The sequence below is a fragment of the Streptomyces sp. NPDC003032 genome, assembly GCF_053591415.1.
Window position 1 is genome coordinate 343,832 of sequence record NZ_JBSFTT010000001.1, and the last position, 18,798, is coordinate 362,629.

Below are 18,798 nucleotides of genomic sequence, written 5' to 3' on the forward strand. Positions count from 1 at the left end.
ACAAGGCCCTCCCCCACTCGCGGCGCTGCCGCCTCAACCGTGACGCGTAGGGGCGCGTAGGGGCGCATAGGGGCGCGTAGGGGTATAGCGGTGCGCATCAGCGCGTGGAGACGCGGCCATGCACGGCCCGACGCCTCAACTGCCGGGAGCGATTCCCATGTTGTCGGAATACCTCACAGCGTCTGCCCTACTCTGGCCCGAAAACAGCTGTCGTCCGTGCCGCGTGCACGCCTCACCACATGCGCGCCTCGCCACCCGCACGCCTCGCCACCACATGCACGCCTCGGAGGGTCGATGGAACCGGCCGTGATCGGAGCTCGTCTCGCGTCGAGCATCGTGGGCCCCCTCGTCAGAAAGCTCTTCCTGCCGGAAGGCGCCGGGGCCGATCTGGTCGACAGACCCATCCGTGTCTCCCGGCTCATCTCCTTCCGGGGCGAGAAGCGAACGCTTGCCGACAAGGACCTGCGCAAGATCGCGGAAGAGTTGGTCAAGCGTGCCGCCCACTCGACCGGCGTCGAGGAACTGCTGCCCTCCTATGAGAAGCAAGCCGTCGTCAACGCCGTCGCTGATTCATTGCGCGCCCTGGGGACGCTCGAAATGGAGGACGTGCAGGCGGTACGCCTCGGGCATCTCCAGCTCTCCCAGCACTTGCGGGCCCAGAACAGGACAGCCACGTACGGCTTGTCCAGCGACGCGGTGACGCTGCACGCCAGCGTGATGGATACGGCGTGCCTGCACATCCTGAACTTTTTCACCCAGCGTTCCACTTTCGTGCCACGCACACTGCTCGAACAGAGCCGCAGTATCGAGGTGTTGACGCGGAGAATCGACTCTCTGATCACCCGGTCGCCCTCTCCCGCGGACGGCCCTTTCGAGGAAAGATATTCGCACTACATCGCCGCGAAACACGGCAAGTTGAGCATCTTTGGGCTCGACCTGTCCGAAGCACCGGAGAGCTGGCGGCTCGACGTGGCGTATCTCAGCCTGGACGTGACAGGCGACGCGGTGAACGCCGCGCCGTCCCTCGTATCGGCCGACCATGTCCTGGCGGGCCGGACCCGCGTATTGCTGCGTGGCGTAGCCGGTTCGGGCAAAACCACCCTCGCGCAATGGCTGGCGGTATCCACCGCGAAGAAGTCGCTCGACGAACACCTCCTCTATCTCTACGGGCTTGTGCCCTTTGTGCTGCCACTGCGCACGCTGACTCGGAGCGGCACGCCCCTCCCCACCCCCGACGCGTTCCTGACCGCGGTGGACTGCCCCATCGCCGGCATCCAGCCGACCGGGTGGATCGACAGGGTGCTGCAGGCGGGGCGCGGGCTCATCCTGATCGACGGCATCGACGAGATCCCCGAGGACGGCCGCAACGACGCCCGCCGCTGGCTCCAGGAACTTCTCAGCGCCTATCCCGACAATCGCTGGCTCGTCACCTCCAGGCCCTCAGCGGTGCGCGACCGTTGGCTGATCGACGACGACTTCGCCGAACTGGACCTCGCCCCCATGAACCGGGACAACGTCGGTGAATTCATCAGGCGTTGGCACAGGGCGGCCGGTATCAGCGACCAGTACGCCAAAGAGCTGCTCCGCATGGTCCGGGCCAAACAGGACCTGAGCAGGCTTGCCTCCAATCCGCTGATGTGCGGTCTCATCTGCGCACTGCACCAGGACAGGCGCGGGTATCTCCCCGAAGGACGCAAGGAGATCTACGACGCGGCCCTGTCCATGCTGCTCTTCAGAAGGGACCGCGAGCGGGGCGTCTACAAGTCCGGCCCGTTCCACATCAGCGAAGCGGAGCACATCCAGCTCATCCAGAAACTCGCCTACTGGATGATCCGCAACGGCCGTTCCGAAATGAACCGCACCGACGCGGTGGAACTCCTGGGCCAGGTCCTGCCGGCCATGCCGAAGGTCGCTGAGCAAGGCACACCGGAGGAGGTCTACCAGCATCTGCTCGTCCGCAGTGGGCTGCTCCGCGAACCCAGCTCCGATTCCATGGATTTCGTCCATCGGACCTTCCAGGATTACCTCGGGGCCAAAGCAGCGGTCGAAGGTCTTGATTTCGACTTCCTCATCGCCAACGCCCACTCGGACCAGTGGGAGGACGTCATCAGGATGGCTGTCGCCCACGCCCGCCCCACGGAGCGGACGTACCTGCTCACCGGCCTCATCAGGCGCGAGGACACCTCACGCCAGGGCCTGAACCGTCTGCATCTGCTCGCGGCCGCCTGCCTGGAGCACGCGACCGAACTCGATCCCGCGGTGCGAGTCGAGGTGCAGGAGCGGGCCGCGGCCCTTATCCCACCGCGTTCGGCGGAACAGGCACGCGCTCTGGCGGCGATCGGCCCCGTCGTACTCGACCTGCTGCCGCCCCCTCGCGAGCTGCCGCCTCGCCCGAGGCCCGCGGATCACTTCGACTCGGACGAAGAGAAGCGCAGAGCCAAGGAGGAGGCGGCCGCCTATCAGGCCGTGGCCGACGAGGCGTACTACACCGTTCTCACGGCCACCCCCATCGCCAGCTACGCCGCGATCGACGTGCTCGCCCAGTACCACGACCACCCGGACCTGCGTGTTCGGAGCGAGCTCGCACAGGCGTGGAGCAGGTACGACACCGATCTGTACGGTGAGGACGTCATCGCGCGCCTGGCGGAGGACGACCTCTACTTCCCGGTGACGAACCTCCCGGAGCTACGCGCGCTGCGCAGGTTCGGCGGCCGATCCCGCATCAAACTCGCAGGCGAACTGACCGTCGCCGAGTTCATCGCCACGTGCCCCCATCAATGCCTCACCCATCTGTGGCTGGAGGTCGACATGGGAAGCGGCTGGGAGTGGCTGAACACCTTCCCCAAGCTCTGCGAGCTCACCGTCGAGACGGTCCGCCCCAGCATCGACATCAGCTCGCTGGGGTCGGTGCGGTCCCTGCTCACTCTCCGCGTGCCGGAAGGGGTGAGTCTCGTGGGCAGCGCTCACCTGCCGGGGTCCACGAAGGTCGTGCGTCAGCGCCTTGGCGCGGTCTGAGCGCAAGAAAGTGCGAGAAGGGCCGAGAAGGGCCGAGAAGGGCAAAAAGAAACCCCCTCTGATCTGCGTAAACGTAGATCAGAGGGGGTTTCCCTCAGCGTGGCGGCGCCAGGATTCGAACCTGGGAAGGCTGAGCCGGCAGATTTACAGTCTGCTCCCTTTGGCCGCTCGGGCACACCGCCGGGTTTGCTGCCTGGCCCCGCTCTCGCGGTGCTCCGTGGCAACGACGTAAACGATACCTGATGCGCAGGGGTGCTTCGCCACCCGATTGATCGGCACCCGGCGCGGGGACGGTGGCTAGGCTTTGGGGATGCGGCCAGCGTCAGGCGGCCGTATCCGCTGAGTACGCACACCCCGATACAAGGAGCCACAGGACATGGCCGACTCCAGTTTCGACATCGTCTCGAAGGTCGAGCGGCAGGAGGTCGACAACGCCCTCAACCAGGCCGCCAAGGAGATTTCGCAGCGCTACGACTTCAAAGGCACGGGCGCCTCGATCTCGTGGTCCGGCGAGAAGATCCTGATGGAGGCGAGCGGCGAGGAGCGGGTCAAGGCGATCCTCGACGTCTTCGAGTCCAAGCTGGTCAAGCGCGGCATCTCGCTGAAGGCGCTGGACGCGGGCGAGCCGCAGCTGTCCGGCAAGGAGTACAAGATCTTCGCCTCGATCGAGGAGGGCATCTCCCAGGAGAACGCGAAGAAGGTCGCCAAGATCATCCGCGATGAGGGCCCCAAGGGCGTCAAGGCGCAGGTCCAGGGCGAGGAGCTGCGCGTCAGCTCGAAGAGCCGGGACGACCTGCAGGCCGTGCAGGCGCTGCTCAAGGGGCAGGACTTCGACTTCGCGCTGCAGTTCGTGAACTATCGGTAGTTCGTGAGCTACGGATAGTTCGTGAATTAGGCGTAGCAAGGCGACGCCGAAGGGCGGGCTCCCCCATCGGGGTGCCCGCCCTTGTCTCAGCGTCGTGAGTGGCCGAAGAGGACGCGGTAGGCGACGAGCAGGACGAGTGAGCCGCCGATGGCCGCCGCCCAGGTGGCGCCGTCGTAGAAGTGGTTGACGATCGGGCGGTCGAGGTAGCGGGCGGAGATCCAGCCGCCGATGAACGCGCCCGCGATGCCGATGACGGTCGTGCCGATGAAGCCGCCCGGATCGCGGCCGGGCAGCAGCAGTTTGGCGGCGGCTCCGGCGAGCAGCCCCAGAACGATCCAGCTGATGATGCCCATGCGGTGACCCGGCCTTTCTGGCGCGATGAGCTTCTCTCGCGCGGTGAGCTTTTTGTGCGCTGTTGTCCTGAAGGACGTCTCTACGGAGGGACGCGGTTGCGGAGATCCGTAAGGTGCGGCGCATGACACAGCAGCCGGCGCTCCGCCGCGATCTCGGGGTCTTCGACGCGGTGATGATCGGCCTGGGGTCGATGGTGGGGGCGGGGATCTTCGCGGCGCTCGGTCCCGCGGCGGGTGCCGCCGGTTCGGGGATGCTGATCGGGCTCGGCCTCGCCGCCGTGGTCGCGTACTGCAACGCGATGGCGTCGGCGCGGCTCGCCGCCCGCTACCCCGCGTCGGGCGGCACTTATGTCTACGGGCGGGAGCGGCTCGGGGAGTTCTGGGGGTATCTGGCGGGCTGGGCGTTCGTCGTCGGCAAGACGGCGTCCTGCGCAGCGATGGCGCTGACCGTGGGGGCGTACGTCTGGCCGGGGCAGGCGCACGCGGTGGCGGTCGGGGCCGTGGTGCTGCTCACCGGCGTGAACTATCTGGGCGTCCAGAAGTCGGCGTGGCTGACGCGGGGGATCGTGGCGGTGGTGCTCGCCGTGCTGGCGGCGGTTGTCGTCGCCTGCCTCGGGTCGGGGGCGGCCGACGCCGGGCGGCTCGATGTGGGGCTCTCGGGCGGGGTCGGCGGGGTGCTTCAGGCCGCCGGGCTGCTGTTCTTCGCTTTCGCCGGGTACGCGCGGATCGCGACGCTCGGCGAGGAGGTGCGCGACCCGGCACGCACTATTCCGCGGGCGATCCCGCTGGCGTTGGGCATCGCCCTGTGCGTGTACGCGGCCGTGGCGGTCGCCGTGCTGTCCGTCCTTGGGCCTTCGGGGCTCGCCGATGCGACCGCGCCGCTGGCCGACGCGGTACGGGCGGCCGGTGTGCCGGGGCTCGTTCCCGTGGTGCGGGCGGGGGCCGCGGTGGCGGCGCTCGGCTCGCTGCTCGCGTTGATCCTGGGCGTCTCACGGACGACGCTGGCCATGGCGCGGGACAGGCATCTGCCGGGCACGCTCGCGGCCGTGCATCCGCGCTTTCGGGTACCGCACCGCGCGGAGCTGGCTGTGGGCGCGGTGGTGGCGGTGGCGGCCGCGACGGTGGATGTGCGTGGGGCGATCGGCTTCTCCTCGTTCGGGGTGCTGGTGTATTACGCGATCGCCAACGCCTCGGCGTGGACGCTCGGTTCGTCGCCCGCGGCGCGCGGCGTGCCCGCGGTGGGCGGCCTCGGGTGCGTGGTGCTGGCGTTCGCGCTGCCGGTGTCCTCGGTGGTGGCCGGCGGGGCGGTGCTGGCGGTGGGGGTCGTGGCTTACGGGGTGCGGCGGCGGTGGCAGTGGCCGTGGCGTTGACCGGGCGGGGGCTCGTTCTTGGCTGCGTCGATGACGCCTTCGTACACGTATCGGGCGGAGCTCACGCGCGCGTGGCTTTCGGCCAAGCCGGCAGTTCCATGCCGTCGTTGTCCTCCTCGTACCACCCCGTGCCGTCCAGCCAGGCCGTGAGCCACGCCGTGAGGCTCGGGGAGTCGACGAACCAGGCGTGCTCCGGGTCGCCGCCGTTGGGTTCGAAGAGCAGGACCTGGGCGGCGTCCGTACGGCAGTCCACGCACGCGTACATCGCGCAGCCCCAGTGGGATATCGGCAGCACGCCTTCGGGCCAGGCCCAGTCGTCGCCGTCGCGCATCCCGAGGTACTTCTCGACGACGGCCGGCTCGCCCCCGGAGGATTTGCCTTCGAGCAGCGGCAACAAGCCGTACTCCGGGCCGAACCCGCCGTCTCCTATGCGGGTGTAGAGGGCGGCGAGCAGCGGCGGCAGACGGAAGCCCACGGCGGCCTCCGCCCGGGCCAGGGTGTCCGCGTCCACGGGGGCGGGCAGCACGTCCCAGCCCCAGGGGCGGGTGGCGCGCGCCTCCGCCGCTACCCGGTCCAGCAATTGCTCGGTGACGGTCATGAGTTCATGGTGGACCACGGCACTGACAATCGGCCCCGAGCGCTTCCGCCCCCGCCCGCTCTCCTGCTCACCCGCTCTCCTGCTCGCCCTCAGGCCTGCACGGTCTCGACGCCCATCAGTGCCAGGAGATCAAGGAGTTCCTCGTAGGACGGCGGGCGGCTGTCCGTGCGCGGTGTGAGACCCAGGCAGGTCCGGGCGATGTGCGCGTCGTGCCAGACGAGCGTCAGAGGCGGCGGCAGTGCGCCGAGCCCGTCGGCGAGGGTTCTCAGGTCTCGCCCGACGTACCCGCCGGGCCCCTTCACCGCCTCTCCGAGCGCGCAGTAGAAGGCCGGCTCGTCGGTGATGTGGCGGCCGTCGAGGTGGTACGTGGCTCCTGGCCCGGCACTGGGACGGTGCCGGGCCACGGCCTCTGGGGCGACAGCCTCTGGGGCGACAGCCTCTCGGGCGACGGCCAGCCAGTGGGTCCGGCCCTCCGTGCCGTGGCGCGCCCAGAGGTCGGGTTCGGTGGGGCGGCCGTCCCCCCACACGTCCCAGACCTCTCCGGCGGCACGTGGTGGCCGTACGGTCCACGGATCCAGGGCCAGGTCGACGAGGCCGCGCCCGCGCGCGGACGGGATCCAGGCGACGACCTCGCCCTCTATGGCGTGCTGGAGGGTCTGCCCCATCCCTCCCAGGCGCAGCACGTTGCCGTGCCCCAGCTCGCCCTTCCCGGCCTCCAGAGCGTCCCGCAGGGCGCCGCGCGGCGAGCAGCCGAGCAGGCGCACCGGCGGTTCGGCGAGCGCCTCGGACGGGCCGTCACAGCTCTCGGGAGCGTCGGCCCGGCCAGGCAGTTGATCGGCGAAGAGATGCTCGGCGTCGGCGCAGAGCGCCCAGATGTCGTCGTACTCGGACGCTTCGGGGTCGTACGCGGCGAGCGCGTACCTCGGCGGCTGCACCGGAGCGCGCCGGTTCTAGTGGCGCGCGGTGAACGGCTGGTCCGTGCGGACGATCTCGCGGCCCAGCGGCAGCAGCGAGACCGGGATCAGCTTGAAGTTGGCGACGCCCAGGGGGATGCCGATGATCGTGACGCACAGGAGGAAGCCGGTGACGATGTGGCCGATCGCGAGCCACCAGCCCGCGAGGACCAGCCACAGGACGTTGCCCAGGCAGGAGGGCGCGCCCGCGTCACGGCGCTCGACCGTGGTGTAGCCGAAGGGCCACAGGGCATAGCGGCCGATGCGGAAGCTGGCCAGGCCGAACGGGATGCCGATGATCGTGACGCAGAGCAGCGCACCCGCCAGCAGGTAGGCCAGGAACATCCAGAAGCCGCAGAGGACGAGCCATATGACGTTGAGGATTGTCTTCACTGGTGACGACCTGCCATCTGCTCGAGTCGGGCGATGCGCTCCGCCATCGGCGGATGTGTGGAGAACATCTTGGACATGCCCTGCCCCGGACGGAAGGGGTTCGCGATCATCATGTGGCTCGCCGTCTCGAGGCGGGGCTCGGGCGGTAGCGGCAACTGCTTTGTACCGGCTTCGAGTTTACGCAGGGCGCTCGCGAGAGCGAGCGGGTCGCCGGTGAGCTGTGCGCCGGACGCGTCGGCCTCGTACTCCCTGGAACGGCTGATCGCCAGCTGGATGATGGAGGCCGCCAGCGGGCCGAGCAGCATGATCAGGAGCATTCCGAAGATGCCGGGGCCGTCGTTGTCGTTCGACCGGCCCACGGGGATCAGCCAGGCGAAGTTCACCAGGAACATGATCACGGAGGCCAGGGCTCCGGCGACCGAGGAGATCAGGATGTCGCGGTTGTAGACGTGGCTGAGCTCGTGGCCGATGACGCCGCGCAGCTCGCGCTCGTCGAGGAGGCGCAGGATGCCGTCGGTGCAGCACACCGCCGCGTTGCGCGGATTGCGGCCGGTCGCGAAGGCGTTCGGGGCCTCCGTGGGCGAGATGTACAGGCGGGGCATGGGCTGGCGGGCCTGGGTGGAGAGGTCGCGGACCATGCGGTACAGCGCGGGTGCCTCGAATTCGCTCACCGGGCGGGCGCGCATGGCACGCAGGGCCAGCTTGTCGCTGTTCCAGTACGCGTACGCATTGGTGCCGAGCGCCACGAAGAGCGCGACGACCAGCCCCGTGCGCCCGAAGAAACTGCCGATCACGAGGATGAGCGCGGACAGTCCCCCGAGGAGTACGGCGGTCTTCAACCCGTTGTGCCGGCGGTGCACGGTACGCCCTCCTGGTGGTGCGTGGGGGAACCCTCTGCTGACTGGTGCTTCCACTGTTCAGTGGACCCTCCCGTACTGGTCAACGCCAGGCGGGGAGCACTAGTTCCCTTGTGCGCTCAGGAGCGGTGTAGGCCGCGCGGGTGACGGCCCCGGGGCCCGCGGTCAGAAGAGGCCGGTGTCCGAGAACCTCAGGACGAGCTGGGGCGCTCCGGAGAGCGCGACGCCGAGGACCGCGGTCAGCGCGATGGCCGCCGTGACAGGGGCCGGGACACGGTGCTCGACCGGCTCGCCCTCGGGGGCGCGGAACAGGAGCGCGGTCCACTGGAGGTAGTAGTAGAGCGCGATCACCACGTTCACGGCCATCACCACGGCGAGCCAGCCGAGGCCCGCGTCCACCGCGGCGGAGAAGACCGTGACCTTGGCGAAGAGTCCGATGATGCCTGGTGGCAGGCCCGCGAGGCAGAGCAGGAAGAAGGCCAGCACGAGGGCGGCCAGGGGATTGCGCGCGTACAGGCCCCGGTAGTCGCTGACGCGGTTCAGGCGCTGGGTGCGGCCGACGAGCGCGGCCACGGCGAAGGCTCCGAGGTTCACGGCCGCGTACATCAGGGCGTACGCGACGGTGGAGCCGATGGCCTTCTCGGCGCCGGCCTCGTTGTCCGCGTATCCGGCGGCGGCGATCGGCACCAGGAGGTACCCGGCCTGGCCGACCGAGGACCAGGCGAGGAGCCGGACCGCGCTGTACGCGCGCGTGGACTGCTGACGCAGGGCGGCGACGTTGCCCGCCGTCATGGTGAGCGCGGCGAGGACGGCGAGCACCGGGCCCCAGACGTCCGCGTACGAGGGGAAGGCGACGACGGTCACAAGGATGAGCCCGGTGAATCCGACGGCCTTCCCGACGACGGAGAGGTACGCGGCGACCGGCAGGGGCGCGCCTACGTAGGTGTCCGGTACCCAGAAGTGGAAGGGCACGGCGGCCACCTTGAAGGCGAAGCCGACGAGGGTGAGGGCGACGCCGGTCTGGGCCAGCGTGTGCAGCTGCCCGTCGACGTCCTGCAGCTCGGTGGCGATCTCGGCGAGGTGCAGGGTGCCGGTCGCCGCGTACACGAAGCTCACGCCCATGAGGCTCACGGCGGTCGCGGTGACCGAGGAGAGGAAGAACTTCAGGGCCGCTTCGGAGGAGCGCTTGTCGCCGTACCTGAGGCCCACGAGGGCGAAGGCGGGCAGCGAGGCGACTTCCAGGGCGACGATGAGCGTCGCGAGGTCGCGCGAGGCGGGCAGCAGGGCGGCGCCCGCCGCGGAGGAGAGCAGCAGGAACCAGAACTCGCCCGCGGGGAGTTCGCCCTCGGAGACCTTGGAGCCTTCGGACCCCTTGGAGCCTTCGGGCACCTTGGGGCCTTGCGCGTCCTTCAGGGTGGTCATGGAGAGCAGGGCGGCCAGCAGGGCGCCACCCAGGACCAGGAGTTGGATGACCAGGGTGAAGCGGTCCGCGGTGTAGCTGCACGCGTGCGTGCCGCCGCCGGTCAGGCAGAAGGTCGAGCGGTCGTCGTCCAGGAGAGGCAGCAGGGCGAGCGCCGCCGCGGCCAGGCCCGCCACGGAGATCCAGCCGAGGAGCGCCTTCTTGCCGTCGCCCACGAAGAGGTCGGCCACGAGTACGACGAGGCCGACGACGGCCGCGATGGTCGGCGGCGCGATCGCGAGCCAGTCGACGGACTGGACGAGGCTTGCGGCGCTTTCGGCGGCCACGGTCACGACTTGCCTCCAGTGAGGAGCTTCTGCACGGCCGGGTCGGTCAGGCCGAGGAGAGCCGCGGGCCAGAGTCCGGCGAGGACGGTGAGGGCGACGAGCGGGGTCCAGGCGGCGAATTCGTAGCCGTGGACGTCGGCGAGCGGCGCGGGCGCGGGCTCGGCGGCCGTCGCGGTCTGCGGCATCGGGCCCATGCAGACCCGGCGTACGACGATGAGCATGTACGCGGCGGTGAGCAGGGTGCCGAAGGCGCCGATCGCCATGAAGGTGAGGAACGCCGGGCGGCTCAGCCCCTCGGCGGGCTTGAACGCGCCGAACAGCGCCAGCATCTCGCCCCAGAATCCGGCTAGGCCCGGCAGGCCGAGCGAGGCGACGGCGCCGAAGGCGAGCAGGCCGCCGAGGCGGGGCGCCTTGCCGTAGAGGGCGGCGCCGGACTCCTGCGCGAGGGAGTCGAGGTCGGTGGTGCCGGTGCGGTCCTTGAGCGCGCCGACGAGGAAGAAGAGCAGGCCGGTGATGAGGCCGTGCGCGATGTTGGCGAACAGCGCGCCGTTCACGCCGGTCGGGCTCATCGTCGCGATACCGAGCAGCACGAAGCCCATGTGGCCGACGGACGAGTAGGCGATGAGGCGCTTGAGATCGCCCTTCGCGCCCCGCTTGGCGAGCGCGAGGCAGGCGAGCGAGCCGTAGATGATCCCGACGACCGCGAAGGCCGCGAGGTACGGCGCGAACTCCCGCATCCCGTCGGGGGCGATGGGCAGCAGGATGCGGACGAACCCGTACGTACCCATCTTCAGCAGCACGCCGGCCAGCAGGACCGAGCCGACGGTGGGCGCGGCGGTGTGGGCGTCCGGCAGCCAGCTGTGCAGCGGCCACATCGGCGTCTTGACCGCGAGCCCGATCCCGATCGCCAAAACGGCGATGACCTGCACGGATGTGGTCAGGCCCCGGCCGTTGTCAGTGGCGAGTGCCACCATGTCGAATGTGCCGGACTTGAGCCCGATGAGGAGGAGGCCCAGCAGCATCACGACGGAGCCGAGCAGCGTGTAGAGGATGAACTTCCAGGCGGCTTGGGTGCGTTGGCCACCGCCCCAGCGGGCGATGAGGAAGTACATCGGGATGAGCACCATCTCGAACGCCAGGAAGAACAGCAGCAGATCGAGGACGGCGAAGGTCGCGAGGGTGCCGGATTCGAGTACGAGGATCAGTGCGACGAATGCCTTGGGGGACGGGCCCGCGGGCATTTTGAAGTAGCTGTAGAGCGCGCAGAGGAAGGTCAGCAGCGCGGTCAGGACCAGAAGGGGGAGCGAGATGCCGTCGATGCCGAGGTGGACGCGCACGTCGAGTGCGGGGATCCAGCTGATATCGGTCGTGGCCTGCATCTTCGACGGCTGGTCGTGGTCGAAGCCGAGCGCGAGGACGGTCGCGGCCAGCAGGACCGTGCCGCTCACCAGCACGCCGTGGCGCAGCACGGCCTGGTCGGGAGACTTTCCCTTCAGCCCGGGCGGGGCCGGCAGGAGAGCGGCCACGGCGCCGATGAGCGGGCCGACGACGATCAACGCCAGAAGAAACTGCATCACGGACTCACTGATACCGATCACGGCTGCTCACGCTCCGGCGGTGGCGACGAGGACGGCGGCGACGGCCAGGACGACCGTGCCTGCGAGCAGCGCGCTCAGATAGGTCTGTACGTTGCCGGTCTGCGCGCGCCGGACGGCCGCGCCGAGCCAGCGGGGTGCGGTGCCCGCGCCCCGCACGTATGTCTCCACGACCTCGCGGTCGAGGAAGCGGACGAGGCGCGCGGCGGCCTGGACCGGGCGGACGAACAGGGCGGCGTAGACGGCGTCGAGGCGGAAGCCGACGGCCGCGTGGCGGTGCAGGGGCCCGAGCAGCAGGCGGCCGGGGTCGGCCGGGTCGTGGGCCGAGGCCACGTCTCCGTATGCGGGGGCGTGCGAGGCGATGGCCTCTGCCTCGACCTGTCCCCCGTCACCGTCCGGGCTCACCGCGACCGCGCCCATCGGGACGCGGGCGGCGAGTGCCGCGGTGTGCCGCCACGCGCCGTAGGTGACGAGGACGCCGACGAGAGCGAGGCCCGTGCCGAGTACGGAGGTCGTGAGCGTCGGGGCGAGCGAGTGGCCGTCGAACCAGTCCGGCAGGACACCGACGGCGAGACCGAAGGCGAGGGAGGGGACGGCGAGCACCCACAGCACGGCCGTCATGGCGAGGGGCTGCCTGCCGTGATCGGGCACCTCGGCTCCCTTGCCGTGGAAGGCCAGCAGCCATAGACGTGTCGCGTACGCGGCGGTGAGGAGGGCGGTGAGCAGACCGGCGACGAGGACGATCCAGCCCGCGGTGGTGGGCGCGAATTCGGAGTGGCCCGTGGCCGTGTGCTCGGCGGCGCCGAGTACGGCCTCCTTGGAGAAGAAGCCGCTGAACGGCGGGATCGCGGCGAGCGCGAGGAGCGCCACGGTCATCGTCCAGTAGGCGTCCGGGATGCGGTCGCGCAGCCCCCGCATGCGGGACATGGCGGCCAGCGAGTTGGTGCCGGCGGCGTGGATGATCACGCCCGCGGTGAGGAACAGCAGCGCCTTGAAGGCGCCGTGTGACAGGAGGTGGAAGACGGCGGCACCGCGGTCGCCGACAGCGAGGGCGCCGGTCATGTAGCCGAGCTGGCCGATCGTCGAGTACGCGAGGACGCGCTTGATGTCGTCCTGGGCGAGCGCGGCGAGGGCCGAGCCGGCCATCGTGACGGCGGCCATGACGGCGAGGACGACCAGGGCCGCGTCGGAGGCGGCGAAGACGGGGAGGAGCCGGGCCACGAAGTAGACACCGGCGGCGACCATCGTCGCAGCGTGGATCAGCGCGGAGACGGGCGTGGGGCCCGCCATCGCGTCGGGCAGCCAGGTGTGCAGCGGGAACTGCGCGGACTTGCCCGCCACTCCCGCGAGGAGCAGCAGGGCGATCAGCGTGGGGTGGTCGAGACCGCCGTCCGCGACCGTCGCGAGGATCGTCGTGATGCGGAACGAGCCAGTGTCCGCGGCGAGGGCGAACAGGCCGATCAGGAAGGGGACGTCGCCGAGCTTGGTGACCAGGAAGGCCTTCAGGGAGGCGGCGCGCGCCTCGGACGTCTCCCAGTAGTGGCCGACGAGGAAGTACGAGCAGATGCCCATGATCTCCCAGCCGACCAGGAGCACCATCAGGTCGCCGGAGTAGACGACGAGCAGCATCGCGGAGGTGAAGAGGGAGACGAGAGCGGCGTACGAGGGATAGCGCGGGTCCTCGCGCAGGTAGCCCGTCGAGTAGATCTGCACGCAGGAGGCGACGACACCGACCAGGACGGCGACGAGGGCGGCGAAGCCGTCGATGTGCAGGGCGAGTTCGATGGGGACCGAGCCGGTCGGGGTGAGTTCGGTGGCGGCGTCGACCGGCTGGTCGCCGCCCTGGCGGACGGCCACGAGGACGGCAAGGAGCAGGGCCGTCAGCGTGGGCAGGACCGCGAGGGGGCGTACGAGTTGGGGGGTCCGGCGGCCGAGCAGCAGGCCCGCGGCCGCGCCCAGGAACGGCAGGAGGGGGACGAGGACGGCGAGGGTGGTCGTGGTCACGCGGCGGCCTCGGCCTTCTGCGACTGAGCTGACTGCGGTGACTCCTGCGTCTCCTGCGACCCCTGTGACTCCCGCGTCTCGTCTGCCCCGGTGGGTTCGGCGGTGTCGCGGAGGTCGTCGACGGCGGAGGTGCCGCGGTTGCGGTAGACCGCCAGGACGATCGCGAGGCCGATGCCGATCTCGGCGGCGGCGATGGCGATGATGAAGAGGGTCAGGGCCTGGCCGGCGTGGAGGGAGTCGCGGAGCCAGACGTCGAAGGCGACCAGGTTGAGGTTGACGGCGTTGAGCATCAGCTCGACGGACATCAGGACCAGGATCGCGTTGCGCCGGGCGAGTACGCCGTAGAGGCCGACGCAGAAGAGGAGGACGGCGAGGACGGCCGGATAGGCGAGGTGGAGGTGCATCAGCGGTCTCCCTCCGGGGTGGTGGCGCCGTTGGTCGTCTCGGGACCGGTCGCGCCGTTGGTCGTCTCGGGGCCGGTCGCGCCCTTGGCCGCCTTGCGGGACAGGACGATCGCGCCGACGAGGGCGGCGAGGAGGAGGACCGAGAGCGCCTCGAAGGGGAGCACCCAGTGCCGGAAGAGGACGGAGCCGGTCACGTCGGTGGAGCCCTGGGCGGCGCCGTCCAGGTCGATCACCGTGGTGCGGAAGGCGTCCACGACGACCCAGACCAGGGCGGCGGCGGCGATGAGGGCCACCGCGAGCGCGACGGGGCGGTTGCCGGAATCGGCGTCCGGGGAGCGGCCGATGGGCGCCCTGGTGAGCATGAGACCGAAGAGGAGGAGGACCACGACGGAACCGACGTAGATGAGGACCTGCACCCAGGCGATGAACTCCGCGGTCAGCAGGAGGTACTCGACAGCGAGGCCGCCGAGCGCCACGACCAGCCAGAGGGCGGCGTGCACCAGTTGCCTGGTCGTGACGGTGATGACTGCCGCGCCGAGCGTGACGAGGCCGACGAGGAGGAAGGCGATCTCGACGCCGGTCGGGGAGAGGAAGCCGTGGGTTTCGGCGGCCTTGGCGGCTGTCGCCGCGGTGGCTGCTGCGGAGGTCACGCCTCGCCCTCCTTCGTCTCGGGCGCGGTTGCCTCGGCTGCGGCCAGCTTCTCCGCGGCCTTGCGGGCGGCGGCGAGTTCCTTCGGCTCCTCGGCGCCGGGGTCCAGGGCGGGCGGGGCCGGGACCGTCCACATCCACTCGCGGAGCTTGTCGCGCTCGTGGGTGAGTTCGTGGATGTCGGTCTCGGCGTACTCGAACTCCGGGGACCAGAAGAGGGCGTCGAAGGGGCAGACCTCGATGCAGATGCCGCAGTACATGCAGAGGGCGAAGTCGATGGCGAAGCGGTCGAGGACGTTGCGGCTGCGCTCGCGGCCGCCGGGGGCGGCGGGCGGGACCGTCTCCTTGTGGGAGTCGATGTAGATGCACCAGTCCGGGCACTCGCGGGCGCACAGCATGCAGACCGTGCAGTTCTCCTCGAACAGGCCGATGACGCCTCGGGTGCGGGGCGGCAGTTCGGGCTGCGCTTCGGGGTACTGCTCGGTGACGGTCTTCTTCGTCATCGTGCGGAGGGTGACGGCGAGGCCCTTGGCGAGGCCTGACCCTGGGATCGGAGGCATCAGTTGATCGCCACCTTCACGATTCCGGTGAGCGCGATCTGCGCGAGGGCGAGGGGGATGAGCGTGGTCCAGGCGAGCTTCTGGAGCTGGTCCTCGCGGAGACGGGGGTAGGAGACGCGCAGCCAGATCACGACGAACGCGAGGACGGCCGTCTTGAGCAGGGTCCAGACCCAGCCCAGGCCGTCGGCGCCCCACGGGCCGTGCCAGCCGCCCAGGAAGAGGACGGTCGTCAGGCCGCACAGGACGACGATTCCGGCGTACTCGGCGAGGAGGAAGAGGGCGAAGCGCAGACCGGTGTACTCGGTGTAGGCGCCGAAGATGATCTCGGAGTCGGCGACCGGCATGTCGAAGGGCGGGCGCTGGAGTTCGGCGAGGCCCGCGACGAAGAAGACGAGGGCGCCGACGATCTGCCAGGGCAGCCACCACCACTCGAACGCGTCGACGATGCCGGGCAGCGAGACCGTGCCCGCCGCCATCGCGACCGAGGCGGCGGCGAGCAGCATCGGCAGTTCGTAGGCGAGGAGCTGGGCGGCGGTGCGGAGGCCGCCGAGGAGGGAGAACTTGTTGGCGCTGGCCCAGCCCGCCATGAGCGAGCCGAGGACGCCGACGCCCATGACCGCGAGTACGAAGAAGATGCCCGCGTCGACGACCTCGCCGACCGCGCCCTCGCCGGGGCCGATCGGGATCGCGACGAGGACGAGGAGGTACGGGAGGAGGGCGATCGCGGGGGCCAGCTGGAAGACGCGGCGGTCGGCCTCGGCCGGGACGATGTCTTCCTTCTGCGCGAACTTGACGCCGTCGGCGACGAGTTGGGCCCAGCCGTGGAAGCCGCCGGCGTACATGGGGCCGAGGCGGCCCTGCATGTGGGCCATCACCTTGTGCTCGGTCTGGCCGATCACGAGGGGCAGGACCAGGAACACCGCGAAGACGATGACGAGGCGCAGGGCGACGTCGAGGGCGTCGTTCACTCACTGCCTCCTGGGCGTTCGCCGTTCTCCGGGTTCTTGGCGGGGGCGGGGTTCGTCCCGGGCTCGGGGGGCTTGGGGGGCTCGGCGGGGGTGGGCGGCCCGGCGGGGGCCGACTGCTCGGGCTCCGCCTCGGGCTGCTCCGTTGCTTCGGGCTGCTCGGGGTCCGTGTCGGGCCGCTCGGGGTCCGTGTCGTCGAACGTCGGGCGTGCGTGGTGCCACGGGGCGTCGGAGCTGCGTGGGGCCGGGCGGCGCGTGGGTTCGGGGTTCGCGGAAGGCGCGGCCGCAGGTGCCGATGCCGCCTCGGATACGGGCCCCGGCTCTGCCTCCGGCGTGGTCTCCGTGCCCTCCGCAGCCCGGGTCGTCGCCCCGCGCTGGGACGCCGAACCCTGGCCGACGCTGCGCGAGCGCCTCGGGGGGCGGGCAGGGGTCGCCGGTTGCGGGGCCTCGGCGGGCTGTTCCTTGGCGGTGACCGGCTCGCGGGGCTCGACCGGCTCTTTGGAGGCGACCGGCTCCATGGAGGGGGCCTGCCCCTCAACCGCGGACTGGCTCGCCGAGCCCTCGCTCGCCGAGCGGGACCGCCGCGCCGGGCGTTCACCGCCCGCCGCACGGCCCGGAGCACCCGCCGCACCACCAGAGGCACCCTCCGCTCCGCGAGGAGCGCCCGCCGCACGGCCGGCGGCACCCGCCGCACCACGAGCACCCGCGGCACCAGCCGCCCGTCCCGCGCCGCGGGACGGGCGGGACGGGGCCGCCGGGAGCTGGCCCTTCAAGGGGCCCCATTCGTTGGGGTCGGGTACGCCGGGGGGGAGCATTTGGCGGCGCTTGGGGCCGCCGTGTTCGGACTCTCCCGGTTCCTTGGCGCCCGGCCACGCCTTCGCGACGCGGGCGGCGAGCACGAAGTCCTTGCGCAGGGGGTGGCCTTCGAAGTTCTCGGGCAGCAGCAGCGGCGCGAGGCCCGGGTGGCCCTCGAACGTCACGCCGAACATCTCGTGTGTCTCGCGCTCGTGCCAGGCGGCGCCCGCGTAGACGCCGACCGCGGAGGCCAGCACCGGGGCGTCGTGCGCGACGGTCGTACGCAGGAGGAGGCGTCGTACGGGAGAGAGCGCGACGACGTGGGCGGCGACGCGGAACCCCGTGCCGGGCTCGTCGACCGCGCTCAGCCAGTCGAAGTAGGTGCAGGAGAGCGTGGTGCGGGCGGTCTCCAGGGCGGTGGTCCAGGAGGCCGCGGGGACGTCGACGGTCAGTACGTCGTACGCCTCCTCGGCCGTCGCCTCCGTGCCGAAGAGCTCCTCGACGGGGCTCGGCAGCCAGCCGGTCACCGGTCACCTTCCTGAGCCTCGGGGGCGGGCGCCGGGGCCTGGACGAGGCCGCTGCGGAGCGCCGCCGCGGAGGGCCGCGTGCCGGTTCCGTACCGCTCGCCAAGGGACTCCCGGGCGATCTTCTCCTGGAGTTTGAGGATGCCCTGGAGCAGCGCCTCGGGCCGGGGCGGGCAGCCGGGAACGTACACGTCGACCGGGATGATCTGGTCGACGCCCTTGGTGACGGAGTACGAGTCCCAGTAGGGGCCGCCGCAGTTGGCGCAGGCGCCGAAGGAGATGACGTACTTCGGTTCGGGCATCTGCTCGTACAGGCGCTTCACGGCGGGCGCCATCTTGTCCGTGACCGTGCCGGAGACGACCATCAGGTCGGCCTGGCGCGGGCCGGGCGCGAACGGGATGACGCCGAGCCGGATGAAGTCGTGGCGCGCCATGGAGGCCGCGATGAACTCGATGGCGCAGCAGGCGAGGCCGAAGTTGAAGACCCAGAGGGAGTACCGGCGGCCCCAGTTGAGGACCACCTTCATCGGCTCGGGGGCCAGGCGGGAGAGTACGCCCAGCCTCTTCGGCTCCGGAAGGTCCACGGGAGCGGGAGCGGGGGTCACGTCCACGTCAGGACGCCCTTCTTGTATGCGTACAGCAGGCCCACGGCGAGGAAGCCGAGGAAGATGAACATCTCCACGAGCGTCGTCGCGCCGTAGCCGGGCGCGGCGAAGACCGTCGCCCAGGGGAAGAGGAAGATCGAGTCGACGGCGAAGATCACGTAGAGGAAGGCGTAGACGTAGTAGCGGACCTGGGTGTGGGCCCAGCCCTCGCCGACGGGGTCGACGCCGCACTCGTACGTCAGGAGTTTCTCGGGGGTGGGCACCACCGGGCGCAGCAGCCGTCCCGCGCCGAAGGCGACGGCGACGAACAGCACGCCCACGAGGGCGAGCAGCCCTACGACGGAGTACGACTGGTAGTAGCTCGCCGCGACGTTCGTCACGTGCACGTCAGCCCCTCACTCACGTCAGCCCCTCGATCTGTACGCACGGGAGTCTAGGGCCTGCTAAAGGATCGGTAAGCAGAGCGTCACGCATCGGTGTGGACGGGTCGGTGGGGTGGGGTTATCCCCCGGCCCGTCCGGGCGGGGGTCCTCATGGCGTTACGGCGGC

At 70.5% G+C, this 18,798-nt stretch carries 18 protein-coding genes and 1 tRNA gene; 3 read left to right on the top strand and 16 right to left on the bottom strand.

Going from position 1 to position 18,798, the window contains the following annotated elements; all coding sequences use genetic code 11:
- The first annotated feature begins 306 nt into the window (after positions 1-306).
- On the top strand, positions 307-3,015 hold the full coding sequence (locus tag ACWDZ7_RS01750) for an NACHT domain-containing protein (RefSeq protein WP_451793958.1): 2,709 nt from the start codon (positions 307-309) through the stop codon (positions 3,013-3,015).
- 100 nt (positions 3,016-3,115) lie between these two features.
- Here the strand turns inward: ACWDZ7_RS01750 and ACWDZ7_RS01755 are convergent.
- Positions 3,116-3,197, bottom strand: a tRNA-Tyr gene (locus ACWDZ7_RS01755).
- 194 nt (positions 3,198-3,391) lie between these two features.
- Here ACWDZ7_RS01755 and ACWDZ7_RS01760 point away from each other — a divergent pair.
- The gene (locus ACWDZ7_RS01760; RefSeq protein WP_451515077.1) at positions 3,392-3,880 is read left to right on the top strand and encodes a YajQ family cyclic di-GMP-binding protein; all 489 of its coding nucleotides are present in this window, start codon (positions 3,392-3,394) and stop codon (positions 3,878-3,880) included.
- Between the two features lie 86 nt (positions 3,881-3,966).
- Here ACWDZ7_RS01760 and ACWDZ7_RS01765 read toward each other — a convergent pair whose 3' ends face one another.
- Positions 3,967-4,233: a GlsB/YeaQ/YmgE family stress response membrane protein gene (locus ACWDZ7_RS01765; protein ID WP_451515078.1), complete on the bottom strand. Its 267-nt coding sequence runs from the start codon at positions 4,231-4,233 to the stop codon at positions 3,967-3,969.
- Positions 4,234-4,355: 122 nt separating this feature from the next.
- On the opposite strand from ACWDZ7_RS01765, the gene ACWDZ7_RS01770 reads away from it, so the two are divergent.
- On the top strand, positions 4,356-5,603 hold the full coding sequence (locus ACWDZ7_RS01770; RefSeq protein WP_451793960.1) for an APC family permease: 1,248 nt from the start codon (positions 4,356-4,358) through the stop codon (positions 5,601-5,603).
- A 61-nt stretch (positions 5,604-5,664) separates the two neighbouring features.
- Here the strand turns inward: ACWDZ7_RS01770 and ACWDZ7_RS01775 are convergent, their stop codons facing one another.
- The 14 genes from ACWDZ7_RS01775 to ACWDZ7_RS01840 form a co-directional block, all read right to left on the bottom strand.
- Positions 5,665-6,201, bottom strand: coding sequence for an SMI1/KNR4 family protein (locus tag ACWDZ7_RS01775; protein ID WP_451793962.1), 537 nt, complete (start codon positions 6,199-6,201; stop codon positions 5,665-5,667).
- An 89-nt stretch (positions 6,202-6,290) separates the two neighbouring features.
- Complete coding sequence (locus tag ACWDZ7_RS01780) at positions 6,291-7,136, bottom strand: barstar family protein (RefSeq protein WP_451793964.1); 846 nt, start codon at positions 7,134-7,136, stop codon at positions 6,291-6,293.
- A gap of 15 nt (positions 7,137-7,151) precedes the next feature.
- Complete coding sequence (locus tag ACWDZ7_RS01785) at positions 7,152-7,547, bottom strand: YccF domain-containing protein (protein ID WP_451793966.1); 396 nt, start codon at positions 7,545-7,547, stop codon at positions 7,152-7,154.
- Positions 7,544-8,407 carry a zinc metalloprotease HtpX gene (gene htpX, locus ACWDZ7_RS01790; RefSeq protein ID WP_451515083.1) on the bottom strand — a complete coding sequence of 288 codons (864 nt, stop codon included), beginning with the start codon at positions 8,405-8,407 and terminating at the stop codon, positions 7,544-7,546. Before htpX ends, ACWDZ7_RS01785 begins: the two co-directional genes overlap by 4 nt.
- A 162-nt stretch (positions 8,408-8,569) precedes the next feature.
- The gene (locus ACWDZ7_RS01795; protein WP_451793968.1) at positions 8,570-10,156 is read right to left on the bottom strand and encodes an NADH-quinone oxidoreductase subunit N; all 1,587 of its coding nucleotides are present in this window, start codon (positions 10,154-10,156) and stop codon (positions 8,570-8,572) included.
- Positions 10,153-11,748: an NADH-quinone oxidoreductase subunit M gene (locus ACWDZ7_RS01800; RefSeq protein ID WP_451793970.1), complete on the bottom strand. Its 1,596-nt coding sequence runs from the start codon at positions 11,746-11,748 to the stop codon at positions 10,153-10,155. Before ACWDZ7_RS01800 ends, ACWDZ7_RS01795 begins: the two co-directional genes overlap by 4 nt.
- A gap of 6 nt (positions 11,749-11,754) precedes the next feature.
- A complete protein-coding gene (locus ACWDZ7_RS01805; RefSeq protein ID WP_451793972.1) occupies positions 11,755-13,749 on the bottom strand; it encodes an NADH-quinone oxidoreductase subunit 5 family protein in 1,995 nt (664 codons plus the stop codon).
- Positions 13,746-14,153, bottom strand: coding sequence for an NADH-quinone oxidoreductase subunit NuoK (nuoK, locus tag ACWDZ7_RS01810; RefSeq protein WP_451793974.1), 408 nt, complete (start codon positions 14,151-14,153; stop codon positions 13,746-13,748). Before nuoK ends, ACWDZ7_RS01805 begins: the two co-directional genes overlap by 4 nt.
- A complete protein-coding gene (locus tag ACWDZ7_RS01815; protein ID WP_451793975.1) occupies positions 14,153-14,803 on the bottom strand; it encodes an NADH-quinone oxidoreductase subunit J family protein in 651 nt (216 codons plus the stop codon). Before ACWDZ7_RS01815 ends, nuoK begins: the two co-directional genes overlap by 1 nt.
- Positions 14,800-15,360 carry a NuoI/complex I 23 kDa subunit family protein gene (locus ACWDZ7_RS01820; protein ID WP_451515089.1) on the bottom strand — a complete coding sequence of 187 codons (561 nt, stop codon included), beginning with the start codon at positions 15,358-15,360 and terminating at the stop codon, positions 14,800-14,802. Before ACWDZ7_RS01820 ends, ACWDZ7_RS01815 begins: the two co-directional genes overlap by 4 nt.
- Positions 15,360-16,328, bottom strand: a complete 969-nt coding sequence (locus ACWDZ7_RS01825) for a complex I subunit 1/NuoH family protein (RefSeq protein WP_451793977.1) — start codon at positions 16,326-16,328, stop codon at positions 15,360-15,362. The genes ACWDZ7_RS01820 and ACWDZ7_RS01825 overlap by 1 nt, the downstream gene beginning before the upstream one ends.
- Positions 16,325-17,647, bottom strand: coding sequence for an NADH-quinone oxidoreductase subunit C (locus ACWDZ7_RS01830; protein WP_451793978.1), 1,323 nt, complete (start codon positions 17,645-17,647; stop codon positions 16,325-16,327). Before ACWDZ7_RS01830 ends, ACWDZ7_RS01825 begins: the two co-directional genes overlap by 4 nt.
- A complete protein-coding gene (locus tag ACWDZ7_RS01835; RefSeq protein ID WP_451793979.1) occupies positions 17,644-18,255 on the bottom strand; it encodes an NADH-quinone oxidoreductase subunit B in 612 nt (203 codons plus the stop codon). Before ACWDZ7_RS01835 ends, ACWDZ7_RS01830 begins: the two co-directional genes overlap by 4 nt.
- A complete protein-coding gene (locus tag ACWDZ7_RS01840; protein WP_030782706.1) occupies positions 18,246-18,635 on the bottom strand; it encodes an NADH-quinone oxidoreductase subunit A in 390 nt (129 codons plus the stop codon). The genes ACWDZ7_RS01835 and ACWDZ7_RS01840 overlap by 10 nt, the downstream gene beginning before the upstream one ends.
- Positions 18,636-18,798: the final 163 nt, after the last annotated feature.

Bases quoted from the DNA above. Each gene is read 5' to 3' on its own strand.
- ACWDZ7_RS01820 (WP_451515089.1), bottom strand. From the start codon at position 15,360: ATGCCTCCGATCCCAGGGTCAGGCCTCGCCAAGGGCCTCGCCGTCACC.
- ACWDZ7_RS01760 (WP_451515077.1), top strand. From the start codon at position 3,392: ATGGCCGACTCCAGTTTCGACATCGTCTCGAAGGTCGAGCGGCAGGAG.
- ACWDZ7_RS01775 (WP_451793962.1), bottom strand. From the start codon at position 6,201: ATGACCGTCACCGAGCAATTGCTGGACCGGGTAGCGGCGGAGGCGCGC.
- nuoK (WP_451793974.1), bottom strand. From the start codon at position 14,153: ATGCACCTCCACCTCGCCTATCCGGCCGTCCTCGCCGTCCTCCTCTTC.
- ACWDZ7_RS01765 (WP_451515078.1), bottom strand. From the start codon at position 4,233: ATGGGCATCATCAGCTGGATCGTTCTGGGGCTGCTCGCCGGAGCCGCC.
- ACWDZ7_RS01770 (WP_451793960.1), top strand. From the start codon at position 4,356: ATGACACAGCAGCCGGCGCTCCGCCGCGATCTCGGGGTCTTCGACGCG.